Here is an 18,414-nt window from a genome sequence, read left to right on the forward strand (position 1 = left end):
GCGGCGGATCGCCTTCATGAACGTCGGGTCCGGATCACTCTCAACCGGGGGTGGTTGCTCGCGTGTCCTGCAGTTTCGCCGTGATCTCTGCGAGCAGCGCCTGGACCTCTGCTGGTGTCAGCTGGGGGAAGTTCAGGACCAGCTCATCTCCTGATCTGTAGTCGCGGAGTATCGCTTCGACTGCTGCGGGCGAGTCGGAACTGGAAATCACAAATCGTGGCTTGAGGGGTTGAATCGGGACCACGACCTGGACTGTGGTCACCCCTCCGTGTGCGTCGTCGAGAGTGACGGTGAACGAGTCGGTCTGCGGGTAGTACCGGACTTGTGGTCCCCCGCCGACCGGTGTGGCTCCGCCTCCGACCTGTGTTCCCGATCCGCCCGGGGCGGATGAACAGATTCCCCCTCCGGGGCACGTGTTGACCGGCGGAGTGGTGGTCACGGGAGTGCTCGCCGAACCGACCAGATAGGAAACGCGAAACGCGTTGTAGCGGGCGGTTGTCGACGGCACGTAGGTGAAGGAACCGTTGCTGCTGACGGCGACCGTGCCGCCTAGAGCGGTCGACGTGGGGCCTGACGCGGTCACGGTGTTGTTGTCCGCGTCGGAGACGACGAGCCGCCCGGTGACGGTACCGGTGGTCGCATTCGGTGTGTCGTGGATGACGGTGGCTGTCGGTGTGGCATTGCCGGGCTTCCCGGTGGCGCCGGAGCCTCCGACAACACCCGTCGTTCCACCGGTGCCGCCGACGCCCGCCGATCCGGCTGCTCCGCCGCTTCCACCCGATCCTCCGGTCAGGGATCCGCTCGCGCCGGTGGCGCCGTCTCCACCGCGGCCGCCGTCACCGCCGTCACCGTTCGCTCCGACCTTCCCCGTGGTCGAGCCGGCGCCGGCCGCCCCTCCGTTTCCTCCGTTGCCGCCTGCACCACCGGTGTGGCCGGCACTGCCGTTCACACCGGTGGTTCCGTCGGCACCTGCCGCGCCGTTGCCGCCCCGACCACCGGCGCCGCCGTCACCGCCGGGTCCTTGTGCTCCGGCTGTACCGGTGATTCCGGAGGTGCTCCCGGCTCCGCCCGATCCCGGTGCCCCGCCCACTCCGCCCGTTCCGCCGGCGCCGCCGGGCTGCCCGTCTGCGCCCCGCCCTCCCGGGGTGACGGCGTTCGCTCCACCGGCGCCCGCGTTGCCATTCGACCCCGCCCCGCCCTGCCCGCCGTTGCCGCCTGATCCGCCGACACCTTGGATGCCTGCGGTGCCGACCGCACCCGTGGTGCCGCCGCGCCCACCGACACCCGCTGCCCCGCCCGCGCCGGCCGCGCCCCCGGTTCCCCCAGCGCCGCCGGCGGCGCCGTCGCCGCCCGTGCCGCCAGTTCCACCGGGTGTGGTTGCCATTGCCCCGGTGGCGCCATCAGCGCCGCGCCCGCCGCCGCCGCCGCTCCCTCCGTTTCCGCCTGCCCCACCCGAACCGTTCACTCCGGCGATGCCCGCTGTCCCGATGAGGCCGCCTCGCCCGCCGATCCCTGCGTCACCGCCCTTGCCGCCTGTTCCGCCCGCGGATCCGCTCCCCCCGGTCACCCCCGTGCTGGTGTCGCCGGAACCGGCTGCACCCGTGGCACCGTCACCACCGCGGCCCCCGGCGCCGCCCGCGCCACCGACGCCACCGGTTCCGAAAAGCAGCCCGGCGTCACCGCCCATGCCGCCGGCGCCGCCCGCGGATCCAGCGAAGCCCGCGGCCCCCGCGGCATAGTCCGCACCCGCGGTGCCGGTGCCCCCGTCACCGCCGCTGCCCCCGTTGCCGGCAAGGGCGCCGCCGTTGCCGCCGCGACCTCCGACGGAACCGGACACACCGGCCCCGCCGTTACCGCCGTTACCGACCAGGACGGCGTGGCCGCCGGCCCCGCCGTTGAATCCGTTGCCGCCGTTGCCGAACAAGCCGCTGCGGCCGCCGTTGCACACCATGTCGAGTAGGCAGGTGGCCGAGGTGTAGCTGAACCCGTTGCCGGCGAACAAGCCTGCGTCGGGGTGTTCTGCGGTGCCGTCACCGATCAGCATTGCCATCAACGCCTGCAACGGGTTGAACGGTGGTGCCGCCGCGACCACCTGCGTCGTCGACGTGGTGGTGGTGGTGGTGGTGGTGACCAGTTCGCGGCGCGCAGCACCGGCAGCTACCCACGACGACGGCCCATCTGTCGTGGTCGTGGGCGTAGAGGTGCCGTTGTGTTGCTGCGAATCGGCGGTGGTGAAAACGCTGAGCAACGCGGCCACGATTGCCGTCGCCGGCGTCGGAGCCGGTGCGGGTTGCTCGACGGCTGCGTGACGGCCACCCGTTTGGGGGGCCCGGCTGATACCCGCCGAAACCGTCGACGGCGACGTCGGTGTCGACGCCCCTGTCTGACCGCCGGTGGTCACGGGCTGCGTTGCCGCGGCCGCGGGAGGGGGCGTGGTGGTGGTCGGCGGTCCTGCCGTTGGCTGGGCGGGCGGTGACGACACTGTCGGCGTGGTCCCGGTCGTCGTGGGGATCGAGTGCGGAAGGCCGGTCCGGGGCGGTTGCGTCGACGTCGTCGGGGATGCCTGCGTGGTCGACGGAACAGGTGCGCTCGCCGTAGCGCCAGCCGGTGTCGTCGCGACCGGAGCGGTCGTCGCGGTCGATCCCGACCCGGCGGTCGCCTCGGTCGGGGCGGGTGTCGACGACGGCGCTGCTGCTGCCGTTGTGGTGCTCTCCGGTGTCGCCGTGCTGTCGGTCGTCGACGCACTCGACGACGAGCTTGCGGTGGGCTCGGCGGAGGCCATGCCTGCGCCGGTGATCAACGCCGCACCCAACCCGACAGTCATCGCCGAGTTCTTCACCCACGTCGGCACCTCATGGGTGGATTGCGCGCGGTGCCTTCCACGGCCGGCTCTGGATGCTTTCGCTGCTCGGGCCTTGGCCTTGGCACGGTTCTTCACCCGATGAACACTCATGACAGCAATCTCGTTCCACTCACGCGCGTACGCCTACCCGCGTGCGTCTCACCAGGGCGGCGTCCGCGGACGCCGGGATCGAGGAGCACATATCGGGGCTTTTCCAGACAATAGGAAACGACTGCATATTTTGTGCAAATCTGAGCTTCGGCAACGAATTGCACAGAGTCAATGCCGGGGTGGGTCCGATCGGTCGATGACGGCGATGCGGAGTCCGGCGCGGCCTTTCACGCCCGCTTTCCTGCTGGCGCGGTAGATGTGGCTCTCCACGGTCCGCACCGACAGCGACATCGCCTGCGCGATCTCGCGATTCGTGGCGCCCCGCGCGACCAGCATGACGATGTCCCGTTCCGTGTTGGTGAAGGGCGGCTCGAAGCGGCCGGTGGCCAGTGCGATCGCGGGACTGGTCGCCCCGCCACAATCCACCGAGAGTCGACGCGTCCGCGCAGCCGCCGTCGTGGCCTCGCTCACCGAAGCCGCACTGCGATGGACCACCGTGCACTGGGCTGCGGCTTCGGTCGCGGCGAGTCGATCACCGATGGACTCGAATCGCTCCGATGCCGCGAGCAGACCGTCGGCGTCATCACCGACGAGCGCGATCGCGTAGCGCGCGGCGGTGATCGATCGCGGCGTCGCCATCTGTGCGGCGAGTTCGCTCAATCGGTCGACCACGGTCCTGTCGCCGAAATGGACGGCGTTCTGCAGAGCCCACACCTCGCGGGCCGGTTGATCGTGGCCCCGCGCGACGTCGGCCGCCGCCCGCGCGGAGTCGCGCGCATCGTCGACGTGCCCCCGGGCGGCAGCGAGCCAGGCCTCGGAGACGCCATACCAGGAGTCGTAGTAGGCGTAACCGGGATGGTGCAGCGTGCGGGCCGTCGCGATGGCTGTCGCCGCTGCGCTTGCGTCTCCGAGACGGGCGAGGACCTGCGCTCGAAGGAGGTGGAAACGGGCGAAGCTGTTGACGGACAGGAATCCTCGCCCCGCCCAATCGCTCGGTTCGAAACGCGCCGGGAGCAGTCGCAGGGCGGCGATGAGGTCCCCGGCCGCCAGGTGCGCCATCCCCAGGATCTGATCGGCGACGGTCCGAATCGCCGCAGGTTGGCTGTGACGGCTTCGGTGGAACTGACCGGCCACATCCATCGCGTCGCGGATCCTGCCGGACGTCGCCAGTCCGTCCGTGAAGACCTCGGTGACCGGGCCGAGCAGGGGAGTGGCGATCTCACTTCTCGAGATCGATTGCACCGCAGCGGTCGCCGAGGAGACGACCTGATCCAGTCGGCCGAGATCGCCGCTGGCCTTGCATTCGGCGAGGCACGTCATCGCCATGCCGTGCGGGTCGAGCAAGGTGGTGTCGATGTCGTCGAGGGTGTCGAGCACGTCCATCGTCCGAGCGGCGAGCGCGTACTGCATCGCCCGAAACACGAGAATCTGCTGTCGACGTGAGCCCACCTCGCCGGCGAGCGCATCGTCGACGATACGGTTCGACTCGTCGGGGGAGCGCAGAGTCCAGAACGCATTCATCGCGCGCATCACGACGTCGTTGACGTAACCGGTGTCACCAGCGGTCGAGGGTGCCTCGGCGAGAACCCGTTCGACCGACTCGCCTTCGCTCATCATGAACAACGTCCAGGCGCGAGACACATGCGCGTCGGCGCCGGTGCCGGCCTGGGCCGCCGCGGCGAGAAGGCGGTCCGCGATGTCGAAGTCCAGCAGCGAGTTGGCGGCCGAGGCCGCGGCCTGCAGTATCCGGCCGTCGGGAGGAAGGTCGGACTCGAGCCACAGCAGGCCCCGTTTGATGAGCTGCGCCGCGCCGACCGCGTCGTCCATCGACGATGCGACCAGTCCACGCAGCCGCCGCAACTTGGCGGACCCGCATTGCGCGCGTCGGACCTCCGCGAACAGAGGGTGCCCGACGAACAACTGACCGTCGGTGATCCGGATCAGTCCCCGCTGCTCTGCCTCCTCGATCGCGGTTTGCGATGCGAGCGAGGCGACGACCCGCCACTCGACCGGCTCCGACACGGCGACCAGATCGACGACGTCGCGAACAGGCTCGCGCAGGTCTCCGATGTGGGCCTCGACCAGTTCGGCGAGCGACCCGCGCACGGCGATGTCGCCCTGCCACCTCAACGCACCATCGGCGACGTTCAAGCGGCCGGCCTGCTCCTCCTGATCGGCCAGCTGTCGGATGTAGAGCATGTTGCCGCGGGTCATGTCCCAGAACCGTTGTGCGCACTGCCGATCAGGAAAGGCTCCGTAGGCACGTTCCAGTACCGCGGTGACATCCGCGGGCGAGAGGGCGTCGATCTCTCGCCGTAGGAGGCGTCGCTCTTTCCACTGGGCCGTGATCGCCACGGGTGCCGGTTCACCCGCTCGGACGGTGAGGAGCAGCGTGGCGCCGGAGTCGACGAGATGGTCGACCACCAGCGCTGACAGGTCGTCGAGGAGGTGTGCGTCGTCGATCACCACGAGAAGGGCCTTGACGGTCGCGTCCTGCACGATCGCATCGCCGACGCGGCGCACGAGAGACGCGGGTGCGCCGCCCCGGTCGTCGGTCCATCGGGCGAATGCCCCGAGCGAGACCGACCGACTGGTGACGGTCGCCGCCACCGAGCGCACTGTCCACTCATTCGACGCGGCGTACCGAGCGATCTCCCTTGCCAGGCGGGACTTCCCGACGCCCGCGGCCCCCACGAGGGCGACCCCGCGAACGGTTGGATCCTCGATGAGCGCGGTGATCTCGGCCAGGTCCCGATCACGTCCGACCACGGCCCATTCCTGCGGCATCGCCGTCCCATCGAGTTCGCCCCGCAGTCGCGGGATGCCGGTTTCCCACGACGATAATCGACCGGCCTCGCCGACGCGGCCAAAAGAATGACGTGTGCCCCCTTCGCCAGACGCGGGGTCGGGAAACTACGGCGAGAGCCGTCCCCTACTACTGCACCTCGCCGGCACTACTGCACTTCCGTTAGCTGCGCTGCGCATCGTAGACATGCCGACATGCGCCGCTCTAGCGTCCCTCTCGGCGCGTGCCCGGTCATCTCCGAGCAACGCATCGTCGGTTTCGACAGTGTTGATCGTGGGTGTAGAACGGCGCCCTTCCAACGTGATGGGTGAGGGATGTCGATGAGGGCAAAGCGGAATTGGGTGCGTGCTGCGAAGCTCGCTGGTGGAGCTGTGGCGATCGCGGGGGCGTGTGCCGCAGGCACGGGAACGGCGTTGGCGGACACTGCGCCACCTGCCTCGGATTCGGGCAGCCAATCGTCGTCGAGTGCACCGGCCATCACCGCTGACACCGGTGTGGCACCAACTGCCCCGACGTCGAGCTCGCCGTCATCGACCGCACCGCCATCGTCGACCGCTCCGATGGCCGGCACACCGGCCGGCAGCGACACCGCGGCCCCTACCGCCGAGTCCCCGAGTGCGTCGGCGCCGACCCCGGCGACGACGACCCCGGCGACACCGACCACCTCGACCCCACCGGCACCTGCCTCGGGTCCGCGCCACGCAGCGCCGCCGGTCCCACCGGAGACCGAGCCGACGTCGGCGCCGACCACACCCGCGGCGCCGGCGACCACTGCGACCGCACCCGCGCCGGAGTTGGCGCCGACGTCGACGACGTCTGACCCCGCACCGGCACTGTCCGAATCATTCTCGACGACACCGGGTCCGGCGCCGTCGAGCGCCTTGGGAGTGTCGTCGGAGACCGGGAGTGGGCGTCACTCCGCGGTAGAGCACTCCGCACCGACACCGGGCCCGAGCCCGGCCACAGCGATCGTCTCCGCGTTGCTCAGCATCTTCACCACCACCGCGGAATCGCACCAGGACAACGGCAACACCGACGGCCCCCCGACGACGGCCGGCCCGGCGTCGTGGGTCGCTGCGGGTGCCGCGCGCCGCGAATTGGTCACCACCACCACGACTCCGGCGGTCCTGTCCACCAGTCAGGTCGCTGCGGCGGCTCCGTTCAATCCGTTGCAGGCGTTGATCGCGATGTTGATCGGTGACGGGACCGCTGAGCACCCCGACGCGGGCCTGCTGTTCGGCAACGGGTTCAGCTACACCTCGGCCACCTGTCTGCTGGACATGGTGTGCAACGGCGGGCGAAGCGGCTTGTTCGGCAACGGCGGCAACGGTTTCAACGGCGGCACTGGTGGTAACGCCGAGCTGTTCGGAAACGGCGGGAACGGTGGCGCGGGACGCGCGGGCGTGGCGGGTACCAGTGCCGTCGTCAGCGGCGCGGCCGGCGGGAACGGGACCGCGGGCGGCGCGGGTGGGCGCGGTGGCAACGGCGGACTGCTGTTCGGTGCCGGCGGATCAGGCGGTGCCGGAGGCGTCGGCGGGGTCGGTGGCAACGGGTCGGCGGGAACTCGGGGCGCCGACGGGATCACGCCCGGCGATAGCGGTACCGACGGCACCCCGGGTGGGGCAGGCGGGGTCGGCGGTCAGGGCGGCAATGCCGGTGCCGGCGGCCGCGGAGGACTCATCGGCACCGCAGGCGCCGCCGGCACCAACGGCATCGGTGGCGCCGGCGGGGCCGGCGCTGTCGGCGGCGATGGTGGCAACGGTGTGCACGGGACCGCAGGTGCCGACGGTGGGAACGGGACCAACGGTGTTGCGCCGGGCGCCTCGGGAAACAATGGCGCTGACGGAACCCCCGGCGGTGCCGGCGGCAACGGCGGCTCCGGTGGCGTGGGCGGGGCAGCAGGCGCTGGGGGTGCGGCCGGAATCGGCGGCACCGGCGGCGCTGCAGGCGTCGCAGGTTCGGCGGGCCTGCAGGGACTGGGTGGTACCGGTGCTGACGGCGGACACGGCGGTGATGGCGGCAACGGCGGCAACGGAATCGCGGGCAGCGATGGAGCGGCCGGTGGTGCCAGCACGTACACCCCCCGGCCGGGCACGAACGGACAAGCCGGTGGCGCCGGCGGGAACGGCGGCAACGGCGGCGCGGGAGGACGCGCGGGTACCGGGGGCGCCGGACGCGTGGACGGCGCGAGCGGCCATACCGGAGCTCAGGGCAACGGCGGCAACGGCGGCACCGGGGCCCGAGGCGGCGACGGTGGCAACGGCGGCAACGCCAGGCCGAGCTACGGCAGTGGCGGCCGCGGCGGTGCGGGCGGGAACGGCGGAACCGGCGGCACCGGCGGGGCAGGCGCAACCGCCGGCTCGACCGGCACGACAGGGGCCGGCGGTAACGGCGGCAACGGTGGGACGAGCGCGCCCGAGTCCGGCCTGTACAACGCCGGCGGCGCCGGGGGTGACGGCGGCAACGGATCCGCCGGCGGCAACGGCGGCAACGGCGGAGTGGCCACCGCGACGTCTACCGCCGACGGCACCGGCGGAGCGGGCGGTGCAGGCGGCTCCGGTACCACCGGCGATGGCGGCAGCGGCGGCGACGGCGGCACCGCCACCGGCCCCTTCGGCGCCACCGGCGGTGCGGGCGGCAACGGCGGGGCCAGTTCATCCGGTCACGGCGGTGACGGCGGTGACGGCGGCAGCGCCTCCAGCGAACGCCCCTATTACGGCGTCTACGGCGGAGCGGGCGGCAAAGGCGGCAACAGCACGACAGGCACCGGCGGCAACGGTGGCGACGGCGGAGCCGCCCCGTCGGGAACCGTCGGTGTGGCGGGAGCAGGCGGCACCGGCGGCAACGGCAACGGAACCGGCGGAACGCGCGTCAACCACCCACCGGTGGCTCCAGATCAGAGTTTCTCCACGTTGGAGAACACCCCTGTCAGTTTCGACCTGCTCACCGGCGCCACGGATGTCGACGGTGACAAGATCTACATCGGAGACTTCCTCACACTTCTTGCTCACGGGTCGCTGAATCACCCCAACCCGTATGCGCCGACCGGCTACACCTACATTCCGAACACCGGTTTCACCGGACAGGACACCCTGCGGTATCAGATCGTCAACTCTGATGGACTCGGTAGCACCGTCACCATCACCTTCACCGTCATCCCCGGCGCGGCCAATCAGGCGCCCGTTGCCGTCAACGACGCAGCGACCGTCGCCGAAGGTGGCAGCACCACGATCGCGGTGACCGGCAACGACACCGACGCCGACGGCACCGTCGACACGACCACGGTCGTTGTCACCCGACAGCCCACCGCGGGAACCGTGACCGTCAACGCCAACGGCTCGATCACCTACGTCAACAACGGTGGTGAGACGAGGTCGGACAGTTTCAGCTACACGGTGAAGGACAACAGCGGCGCCCTGAGCAATGAAGCAACCGTGGCCATCACGGTCACCCCGGTCAACGATGCGCCCATCGCGGCGAACGACACCGCGACCGTCGCCGAAGGTGGCAGCACCACGATCGCCGTGACCGCGAACGACACCGACGTCGACGGCACCATCGACGCCACCACCGTCGTCATCACCCGACAGCCCACCGCAGGAACCGTGACCGTCAACGCCAACGGCTCGATCACGTACGCCAACAACGGCAGCGAGACGAGGTCCGACAGCTTCGGCTACACGGTGAAGGACAACACCGGCGCGTTGAGCAACGAGGCAACCGTGGCCATCACGGTCACCCCGGTCAACGACGCGCCGGTGGGCGTGCCCGACTCTTACACCGTCGCGCAGGGCTCCACGCTGGTCGTCAACGGTCCTGGCCCGCTCAGCAACGACACCGACCCGGACAGCCCGACGTTGCGCATTGTCGACGGAACCGCACCCCCACACGCCAGCGCATTCCAACTCAGTTCGGACGGCTCGTTCACGTATACGCCGGCCGCCAACTTCTCGGGTCAGGACTCGTTCACCTATCTGGTCTCCGACGGGACCAGCACCGCGGCGCCCACGACGGTCACCATCACCGTCACACCCACGAGCAACGCCGCCCCGGTGGCCACACCCGACTCGTACACCATCGCCGAGGACACCGTCCTCACCGTCGGCGCTCCTGGCGTCCTGGCCAACGACACCGACAGCGACAGCCCGAAATTGGTGATCTCGACGGGCTCGGCGCCCACACATGCCAGCGCGTTCGAACTTCTCTCGGACGGCTCGTTCACCTACACACCGAGGGCCAACTACAACGGCACCGACTCGTTCACCTATGTGGCCAGTGATGGGGTGAACACCTCGGCGACGACCACCGTCACGATCACCATCACCTCGGTCAACGACGTGCCGGTCATCGTCGACAGCACCATCCCGGTCAAGCAGAACGTCACCGGCGGCTACTTCCTGGGCAACAAGTCGTCCGACGCCGATGGCGACACGTTGACCGGCACGCTCCTCACCAACGTCGCGCACGGCACCCTCATCTTCAACGGCAAAGACCTGACCGCCGTCTACACACCCGCAACCAACTACATCGGGCAGGACTCCTTCACCTACAAGGTGAACGACGGAAAGGTCGACAGCGCCCCCGGCACGGTCACGTTCACCGTCAGCGCAAACGGCTGATCCGCGCCCGGTGGGGCGAGGTGGACCTGTGTCGGCAGGCGCGCCCTTCGAGTCACTCAGCGCCAGCCGAGCTCCGGTGCGACGTCGGTCAAGATCGATTCGATGACGTGCGCGTTGTACTCGACGCCCAGCTGATTGGGGACCGTGAGCAACAACGTGTCGGCCTCGGCGATGGCCGAGTCCTGCGCGAGCTGCTCGACGAGCTTGTCGGGTTCGTCGGTGTATGACCGCCCGAACCGTGCGATGCCGCCGTCGATGTGGCCGACCTGGTCTCCCTCTTCGCCACCGCGCCCGAAGTATGCGCGGTCGCGGTCGTCGGTGATCGCGAAGATGCTACGGCTCACGGACACTCGCGGGGTGAACGGGTGGCCTGCGTTCTGCCATTCCTTGCGGAAGACGCGGATCTGCTCGGCTTGCAGCTCGTGGAACGGGACACCGGTGTCCTCGGTGAGCAGGGTGGAACTCATCAGGTTCATGCCCTGCTGGGCGGTCCACTCCGCCGTTGCGCGGGTGCCCGCACCCCACCAGATCCGCTCCCGCAGACCGTCCGAGTGCGGCTCCAACCGCAGCAGCCCCGGCGGATTGGGGAACATGGGGCGCGGGTTGGGACGGGCGAAGCCCTCACCTTCGAGGCCCTGCAGGAACACGGCGGTGTGGCGACGGGCCATGTCGGCGTCGGTCTCACCCTCGGCGGGCGCGTAGCCGAAGTACTTGTAGCCCTCGATCACCTGCTCGGGCGACCCCCGGCTGATGCCGAGTTGCAGCCTGCCCCCGGAGATCAGGTCCGCCGCACTCGCATCCTCGACCATGTACAGCGGATTCTCGTACCGCATGTCGATGACACCCGTACCGATCTCGATGCGGGCCGTCCGTGCGCCCACCGCGGCGAGCAACGGGAACGGGGACGCGAGTTGACGCGCGAAGTGGTGCACACGGAAGTAGGCACCATCCGCGCCGAGTTCCTCGGCGGCGACGGCGAGCTCGATGGATTGGGTGAGCACGTCGGCCGCGGACCGCGTCTGCGACTGCGGAGAAGGCGTCCAGTGCCCGAACGACAGGAACCCGATGTTCTTCATGCCCGCCATAACGGACTCCGGTCCGCTTGTATTCCCAGAATGGACCTGGACGTAGACGTACGGGCCGGCGTCGAACCCTGCCGCAGGCCTGGTTCGTGAGATGCGCCGTCGCGAGAGCTGTTCTCGGCCGAAGGTCTGCTCGTCGAGGCGCTCCGGGGGCCGAGCAGTTCGGTCGATTGACTGATCACTCACCGTGTGAGGTGAGTCGAGCGAACCAGTCGAGAGTGGTCTGTAGGGCGTCGCGTAGCGGTGTGGGGTGCTGGTCGAACATCGACTCGAAGGCAGTCGACACCATGTTCTGTGCGATGAGGTGCTGGTAGAACATCTCGGCGTACTCGTCCATGAACTGTGCGTCGAAGGGCCCCACGGGCGTGGGTTCGGCGATGACGTCGGCCGCGAGTGGGCGTCCGAGGATCTCACTCACCGCGTGATGGATCGTCCGAGTGGACACCGCGGGGACTGTCGGGAGGTGCCAGACCCGCCCCCACGCGCGATCGTCGCAGCCCATGGTCACGAGACCTGCCGCGACGTCGGGAACGTACGAGTACGAATGTGGCAGGTCGATGTCCCCGAAGGCGATCACGGGTTCGCCCTGGATCGCGGCGGGAAAGAAGGTCGCGCCCAGTGTCGACCCGAACACCCCCGGCCCGAAGAAGTCGGCGGCCCGTCCCAGCGAGACGCGGACCGTTCCTGCCTCGTGGGCGGCGAGGTATCGGCGATCGAGATCGGCACGCATCATGCCCTTGCGCGAGGTGGCGGCCCACGGGGTGTCCTCGGTGATGTGCTCGCCACCGGCGGTGCCGTAGGGATAGAGCGTGTCGAGGACGACGAGTGTCGAATCGTGGTGTGCAGCAGCGCCGATGACGGCATCGGCGATGTGCGGCATGTCGGCGGTCTGGCGGTGGTACGGCACGTTCACGGCGTGGTAGACGACCGTCGCGCCGTCGATAGCCGCTGTCGTGGCCGCCTGATCGCGCACGTCGGCGACGACGGTCTCGACCGCGGGATCGTCGACGACCACCGGCGAGCGTGACACGAGCCGGGTGGCCAACCCTTGGGCTCGTAATTCGTCGACGATGGTGCGGCCGGCAGGACCTGCGCCCAGAACCACGTGGAGGTCTCGAGTGGACATCTGTGTTCCTTTCATTGACTGGTCACTCACTTGGCGACCAAGCTGTCGGGTGCCCGTCTGTTGCGACGGGTCACGCGTGAGGTGCGGAGTGTTCGATGCCCTCTGTCATGGCGTGCGCCCAGTCGTCGTCGAGTGCGAACGCATCGACGGCCGTCAACAGGTGGCACAGCTGGCCGACTGCCATGAACTCGCGGATCTCGGAGTCCGGGGCACCGGTGATCGCTCGCGCCATGTCCACGATGTTTCCGGTACCGCGACGCACCGCCGCGCGGATCTTCGGTTCAGACGCCGCGGCCAGCGCGTGCACCTGCAGCATCAGCAGCGATCGATCAGCGATCAGAGCTGCGTAGGCGCGACCCATGTCATCGAGCGCGCGAGTGCCCGAGACGTCGTCGCGTACCGCTGCACGCAGCGTCCTGACAATTCGCTCGTAGCAATTGTCGACTGCGGCGATGAACAGGTCGATCTTGGACTCGAACAACTTGAACGCGTACGCCGTGGAGATGCCCGCCTCCGCCGCCACCGCCGCCACCGGTGTCGCATGAAAACCGGTCCGGGCGAAGACCGACACCGCGGCGGCGACCAGGGCGTCTGTGCGCTCGTCGGCGGTACTCAGTGTCCGAGAAGGCATGTGAGTGACTGTACACTCACGCATAGGGATTGCAAGGGGTCGCATAACCAGGGGTGGCCTACGGAACGCGTTGCACATATTTTGCGATGCTCACATTTGCAAAATAATTGCAGTCGGGTTTTACGCTGCGGCCAGTAATGGCGTGTGATCCTTTTTTGCTGGTTGTGACCGTGACATAGGTGCGGGCTCAGTACGGGGTGGGCACACCTTCAGAGTCGTCGCGTAGAAAAACGGGTTCACGGTCATGAGTGCTCATCGGGTGAAGAATCGTGCGAAGGCCAAGGCGCGGGCGGTCCAGGCCGCCAAGCGGGCGTCGGGTCGTCATCGCGCGCCGGGGCAGCATCACGAGGTGCCGGTGTGGATGAAGACGGGCGCGGTGGCGATGGGTGTCGGCGCGGCGTTGTTCGCCGGGCAGAGCGCCGTCGCCGGCGCGGACACCCTCACCGGTTCGACGACGGCATCGTCGTCGGCTGAGTCGGCGTCGTCGAGCACTGCCTCCGGCAACGCTTCGACTGTCGACGCGACAGGTGGCTCTGGCGCCACTGCGAGCACTCCGATGGATTCCTCGACCACCTCAACTCCCGCCCCCACCTCGACTCCCGCACCGACTTCGGGAGCTGCGAGCCCGTCGGTTCCGTCGACCGCGCCGGGTTCCGTCGGTCCGACAGCATCGGCGCCGTCGACGTCGGGATCTGCCTCAGGTGGCGCGTCCACCCCGTCCACCCCGTCCACCGGAGCGGCCGGTACCGGCTCCACACCGGCAACGACCACAACGACCGGTTCGGCGACAACTCCGACCTCGACAGGGCGCGCACCGTCCAACGGTGGTTCCGTGACGCCGACGACCGGCCCGGCTCCGACGTCGCCCTCGACCACGTCATCGTCGACGCCCGCAGCGGGATCGTCGACTCCCTCGACCACAGCGGCCACGCCGCCGGTCAGCGCGCCCGTCTCGACCGACGTCACGTCGGCGCCGGCGGTGTTGCGTTCCGCGGCAGCGCAGTCGAAGCAGTCTGTGGTGGCGCCGGTGTCGGCGTTCGCGGCGGTGGGGTTGACCCTGCTGGGTTTGCCGGTGGCGGTGACGAATCAGACGACGGGCTTGCCGGTGGCGCCGGCGCCGGTGGTCAACCCGCTCGGTGATCTCGTGGCGGCGTTCTTCCGACGGATCCAGTCGGTGTTCGATCCGTATCGCACGAACCAGAACGCGCCGACGACCATCAACCCTTCTACGGGTCAGGTCACCGGGAGCGCGCAGTTCACCAGCCCGTTCTTCCTGCCGCAGGTGTACACGATCACCGCGCCTGCCGGCGGCACGGCGAGTGTCGACAAGAACGGCCAGTTCGTCTACACCCCGACCGTCGCGACACGGCATGCCGCATCGGCACCGGGTGCGACGACCACGGATTCGTTCACGGTGACCGCGAGTAACTGGATCTCGAGGTCCTCGGTGGTGGTGACCGTCCCGGTGCTGCCGCAGAACACGGCCCCCACGGCGGGCGCGACGACGGTCGGCACGCCGGGTGTGAACGGTGTGGTCGCGGGATCGGTGTCGGTGACCGACAGGGACAACGACCCGATCACCTACTCCGCCTCGACTCCCGGTAAGGGCAGTGTCGTGGTCAGCAGCACTGGTGGGTTCGTCTACACCCCGACCGCCACCGCTCGCCACGACGCCGCATCGACCAGCGCGCCGACCTCGGCGTCGTCGGACGGGTTCACCATCACCGCCTCCGACGGCCACGGTGGCGCCACCCCGATCAGCGTCGTGGTGTCGGTCCTGCCTGCGAATCAGGCGCCGGTGGCCGGCACCACCACCTTCGACACGCCGGACGCGAATGGTGTTGTCACGGGCGTGGTCTCGACGACCGACGCCGACAGGGACGCCGTCACCTACACCGCGGGAACCGGTTCACCGAGCCGCGGCACCGTGACGGTCACTGCGACAGGCGGATTCACCTACACCCCGACCAGCACCGCGCAGCACGCCGCGGCCGCAGGCGGCCCGACCTCGGATTCGTTCACCGTCACCGCGAACGACGGGCACGGTGGCGTGATCCCGATCAGCTTGGTTGTGCCGATCGCCTCGACGAACCGGGCGCCGGTCGCCGGCACTACGACCCTCGACCCGGCAGCGCCGAACGGCTTCCTCGGCGGAACGGTCACCGCCACCGATCCCGACGGGGACACCATCAGCTTCGCCGGCCCGTTCACCTCCGCGGGCGGCGGCACGGTGCAGGTGTCGACCACCGGGCAGTTCATCTATCAGCCGACCACAGTGCAGCAACACGCCGCGGCCGCACCGGGTGGGGCCACCACGGACTCGTTCACCGTTACCGCATCCGACGGTCACGGCGGGTCGACCCCGATCAGCGTCGTGGTGCCGATCGCCGCGGCCAACGCAGCACCGGTTGCGGGCACGACGACGGTGGGCGCGCCTGGTGTGAACGGTGTCGTGACGGGTGCGGTCACGGCGACCGACGCCGATCAGGACACCGTCACCTACACGGCCGGAAGCGGTTCGGGCACCATCCCGACGCGGGGGACCGTGGTGGTCTCCTCGAGCGGCGGGTTCACCTACACCCCTGCGGCCGGAGCCGGCGCGAGCGGTCCGACGAGCGACACGTTCACCGTGATCGCCTCCGACGGGCACGGCGGTGCCACCCCGATCACCGTGGTGGTGCCGATCGCAGCAATCGGTCGGCCCCCGGTCGCGGGGATCACCATAGTCAACTCGCCCGGCGCGAACGGCGTTGTCGTGGGCTCGGTCTCGGCGGCCGACCCCGACGGCGACCCTGTCACCTTCAGCGCACCGGCCGGCGGTGTGAGCACCCGAGGCGGCATGGTCGTCGTAGACGGTTCCGGGAACTTCACCTACACCCCGACCGCCGCGGCACGGCACGCCGCATCGTCGGACCAGAGCGCACCGACCACCTGGGACACGTTCACCGTCACCGCCTCCGACGGTCGTGGCGGGTCGACGCCGATCACGGTGACCGTGGCCGTGTCCCCCGCCAATGCGGCGCCGGTGGCCGGAACCTCGTCGGCGACCGTGGTGTCGACGGTGACCGGTCAGGTCACCGGGACGATCACCGCCACCGACGCCGACGGCGACCGCCTGAAGTTCCGTGCGCCGAGCAGTGGTCTCACCGCCGGCGGCGGGTCGATCACGGTGTCGACCGACGGCACCTACTCGTACGTGCCCACTGCGGCAGCACGCCATGCCGCATCCGCGCCGGGTGGAGTCGCCTCCGACTCGTTCGTGGCCACCGTCGACGACGGGCACGGGGAAACGACGAACATCGCTGTCACCGTGCCCATCTCGCCCACGAACCGGGCACCGGTGGTCGGGACGACCACCGTCAACACGGCCGGCACGAACGGCGTCGTCTCGGGCAGGGTGTCGATCACCGACCCCGACGGAGATCCGCTCATCTACACGGCGACCTCGGCCATCAACGGCGGCGTCGTGGTGGTCCACACCGACGGGACGTTCACCTACACCCCCGGCGTCGCAGCACACGCGGCGGCAGCGGGTGGACCGACCACCGACGCGTTCGCGATCACCGCGACCGATGGGCACGGAGGCACCACGCCGCCCGTCACCGTCGTCGTACCGGTCACGCCGGCGAACCAGGCGCCCGTGGTGGCGCCGTTCACGAACGGGTCGACGATCACCGGCGTCACCCAGGCCACCAACGTCGTGACCGGGACGATCACCGTCACCGACGCCGACGGCGATGCCCTCACCTACACCGCGAGCACCCCGGCCAGGGGCGCGGTGACCGTCGCCGTCGACGGCTCCTTCACCTACACACCGACCGCAGCGGCCCGCCACGACGCGGCGGCGACGGGGAACTTCTCCGACACGTTCACCGTGACCGTCACCGACGGCCACGGCGGCTCTGTCCCGGTCACGGTCGTCGTGCCCGTCAGCCCGATCAACACCGACCCCGTCCCGGGGACCACGACGGTCGGCATTCCGAACCCCGCCACCGGCGTGGTCACCGGCACCTTGACCGCCACCGACGCCGATGGTGACACCCTCACCTGGTACCAGAACGGCACCCCCGCCAACGGATCGGTGACGATCAACGCCGACGGCACCTTCACCTACACGCCGACCACCGACGCCCGCACCGCCGCCGGCATTGGCGGGGCGACCACCGACACGATCACCGCCGTCGTCGTCGACGGTCACGGCAGCAACATCTCAGTCACGGCCACGGTGCCCATCGCCGCGTTCCCGGCGAACCGTTCACCTGTCGCCGGAGCGACAACGGTCGGCACACCGGGCTCCGGCGGTGTCGTCACCGGCTCGATCACCGCGACCGACCCCGACGGCGACCCGGTGACGTTCAGCGGACCCACCGGCACGACCACCAACGGCGGCACCGTGACCATTTCCAGCACAGGCGGTTTCGCCTACACCCCGTCCGCAACGGCGCAGCACTCTGCCGCAGGTGGCGGACCGTCCACCGACTCGTTCTCCGTCAACGCCGGCGATGGTCGGGGTGGCTCGGTCGCCATACCGGTCATTGTCGCCATCGCCCCGACGAACACGGCCCCCACCGCGACCGTCCGCGCCGGGTCGGGCCCGATCGGAGACGTGCCCCTCTTCGTCGGCACCTCCGGGACGGTCGGTTTCACGATCGTCGGCAATGACGCCGACGGTGACGCGATCTCCTACGCCGTCCCCCCCGGCGGCAGCACACGCGGCGGGACCGTGACGCCGGTCGTCGGTTATCCCGGGTCTTTCGTGTACACGCCGAGCGTCCTCGCCCGGATGTCGGCCGCGTCCTCGGGGCCGACCACGGACACCGTCACCGTGACGCTGACCGACGGACACGGGGGAAGTACTCCCGTGGAGATCACGGTGCCGGTTGCGCCGGCCGGTGACACGACGACGTTGCCACTGATACTGACGAACATCGGCGGCACACAAGTGTTCGTCCCCGGCCAGTTCGGCACCGGGAGCAGCCCGGTCGTCATCCTGCCGCCCGGGCCGATCCCGCCGCCCATCATCGTCACGACCACGACATCCACCACGACAGTTCCCCCCGGTGTCACAACCTATTGCAGCGGCGACGGTCACGGCGGCATCGAGTGCATGGTCCGGTGACGACAGGATCCCCCGGTGTCAGCGGGCGATCGCCTCGACCCGGCGGAGGGCCGCCGTGGCATCGACATCCTCGGCGGG

The 18,414-nt window shown here is 69.6% G+C and carries 9 protein-coding genes; 3 read left to right on the forward strand and 6 right to left on the reverse strand.

From position 1 onward, the window contains the following. Positions 1-40: 40 nt before the first annotated feature. Complete coding sequence (locus ACQ7HM_RS11885) at positions 41-2,257, reverse strand: hypothetical protein (RefSeq protein WP_434216492.1); 2,217 nt, start codon at positions 2,255-2,257, stop codon at positions 41-43. A 310-nt stretch (positions 2,258-2,567) separates the two neighbouring features. On the opposite strand from ACQ7HM_RS11885, the gene ACQ7HM_RS11890 reads away from it, so the two are divergent. Then, the gene (locus ACQ7HM_RS11890; protein WP_434216493.1) at positions 2,568-2,945 is read left to right on the forward strand and encodes a hypothetical protein; all 378 of its coding nucleotides are present in this window, start codon (positions 2,568-2,570) and stop codon (positions 2,943-2,945) included. A 176-nt stretch (positions 2,946-3,121) separates the two neighbouring features. Here ACQ7HM_RS11890 and ACQ7HM_RS11895 read toward each other — a convergent pair whose 3' ends face one another. Further along, positions 3,122-5,740: a LuxR C-terminal-related transcriptional regulator gene (locus ACQ7HM_RS11895; protein WP_434216494.1), complete on the reverse strand. Its 2,619-nt coding sequence runs from the start codon at positions 5,738-5,740 to the stop codon at positions 3,122-3,124. Positions 5,741-6,319: 579 nt separating this feature from the next. On the opposite strand from ACQ7HM_RS11895, the gene ACQ7HM_RS11900 reads away from it, so the two are divergent. Continuing rightward, entirely contained in the window at positions 6,320-10,378 is a 4,059-nt protein-coding gene (locus ACQ7HM_RS11900) for an Ig-like domain-containing protein (RefSeq protein ID WP_434216495.1), read from the forward strand. A 56-nt stretch (positions 10,379-10,434) separates the two neighbouring features. Here the strand turns inward: ACQ7HM_RS11900 and ACQ7HM_RS11905 are convergent, their stop codons facing one another. From ACQ7HM_RS11905 to ACQ7HM_RS11920, 4 genes are all read right to left on the reverse strand, one after another. Beyond that, positions 10,435-11,454, reverse strand: coding sequence for an LLM class flavin-dependent oxidoreductase (locus ACQ7HM_RS11905; RefSeq protein ID WP_434216941.1), 1,020 nt, complete (start codon positions 11,452-11,454; stop codon positions 10,435-10,437). Between the two features lie 184 nt (positions 11,455-11,638). Next, complete coding sequence (locus ACQ7HM_RS11910) at positions 11,639-12,586, reverse strand: NAD-dependent epimerase/dehydratase family protein (RefSeq protein WP_434216496.1); 948 nt, start codon at positions 12,584-12,586, stop codon at positions 11,639-11,641. 70 nt (positions 12,587-12,656) lie between these two features. Continuing rightward, the gene (locus tag ACQ7HM_RS11915; RefSeq protein WP_434216497.1) at positions 12,657-13,217 is read right to left on the reverse strand and encodes a TetR/AcrR family transcriptional regulator; all 561 of its coding nucleotides are present in this window, start codon (positions 13,215-13,217) and stop codon (positions 12,657-12,659) included. 342 nt (positions 13,218-13,559) lie between these two features. After that, on the reverse strand, positions 13,560-14,183 hold the full coding sequence (locus ACQ7HM_RS11920) for a hypothetical protein (protein ID WP_434216498.1): 624 nt from the start codon (positions 14,181-14,183) through the stop codon (positions 13,560-13,562). A gap of 52 nt (positions 14,184-14,235) precedes the next feature. Between ACQ7HM_RS11920 and ACQ7HM_RS11925 the strand changes: the two genes are divergently transcribed. After that, positions 14,236-18,336 (forward strand): beta strand repeat-containing protein, encoded by a 4,101-nt coding sequence (locus ACQ7HM_RS11925; protein WP_434216499.1) that lies wholly within the window; start codon positions 14,236-14,238, stop codon positions 18,334-18,336. The last annotated feature ends 78 nt before the right edge of the window (positions 18,337-18,414 follow it).

The sequence above is a fragment of the Williamsia sp. MIQD14 genome, from assembly GCF_051025635.1.
In the GTDB taxonomy this organism is placed as follows: Bacteria; Actinomycetota; Actinomycetes; order Mycobacteriales; family Mycobacteriaceae; genus Williamsia_A.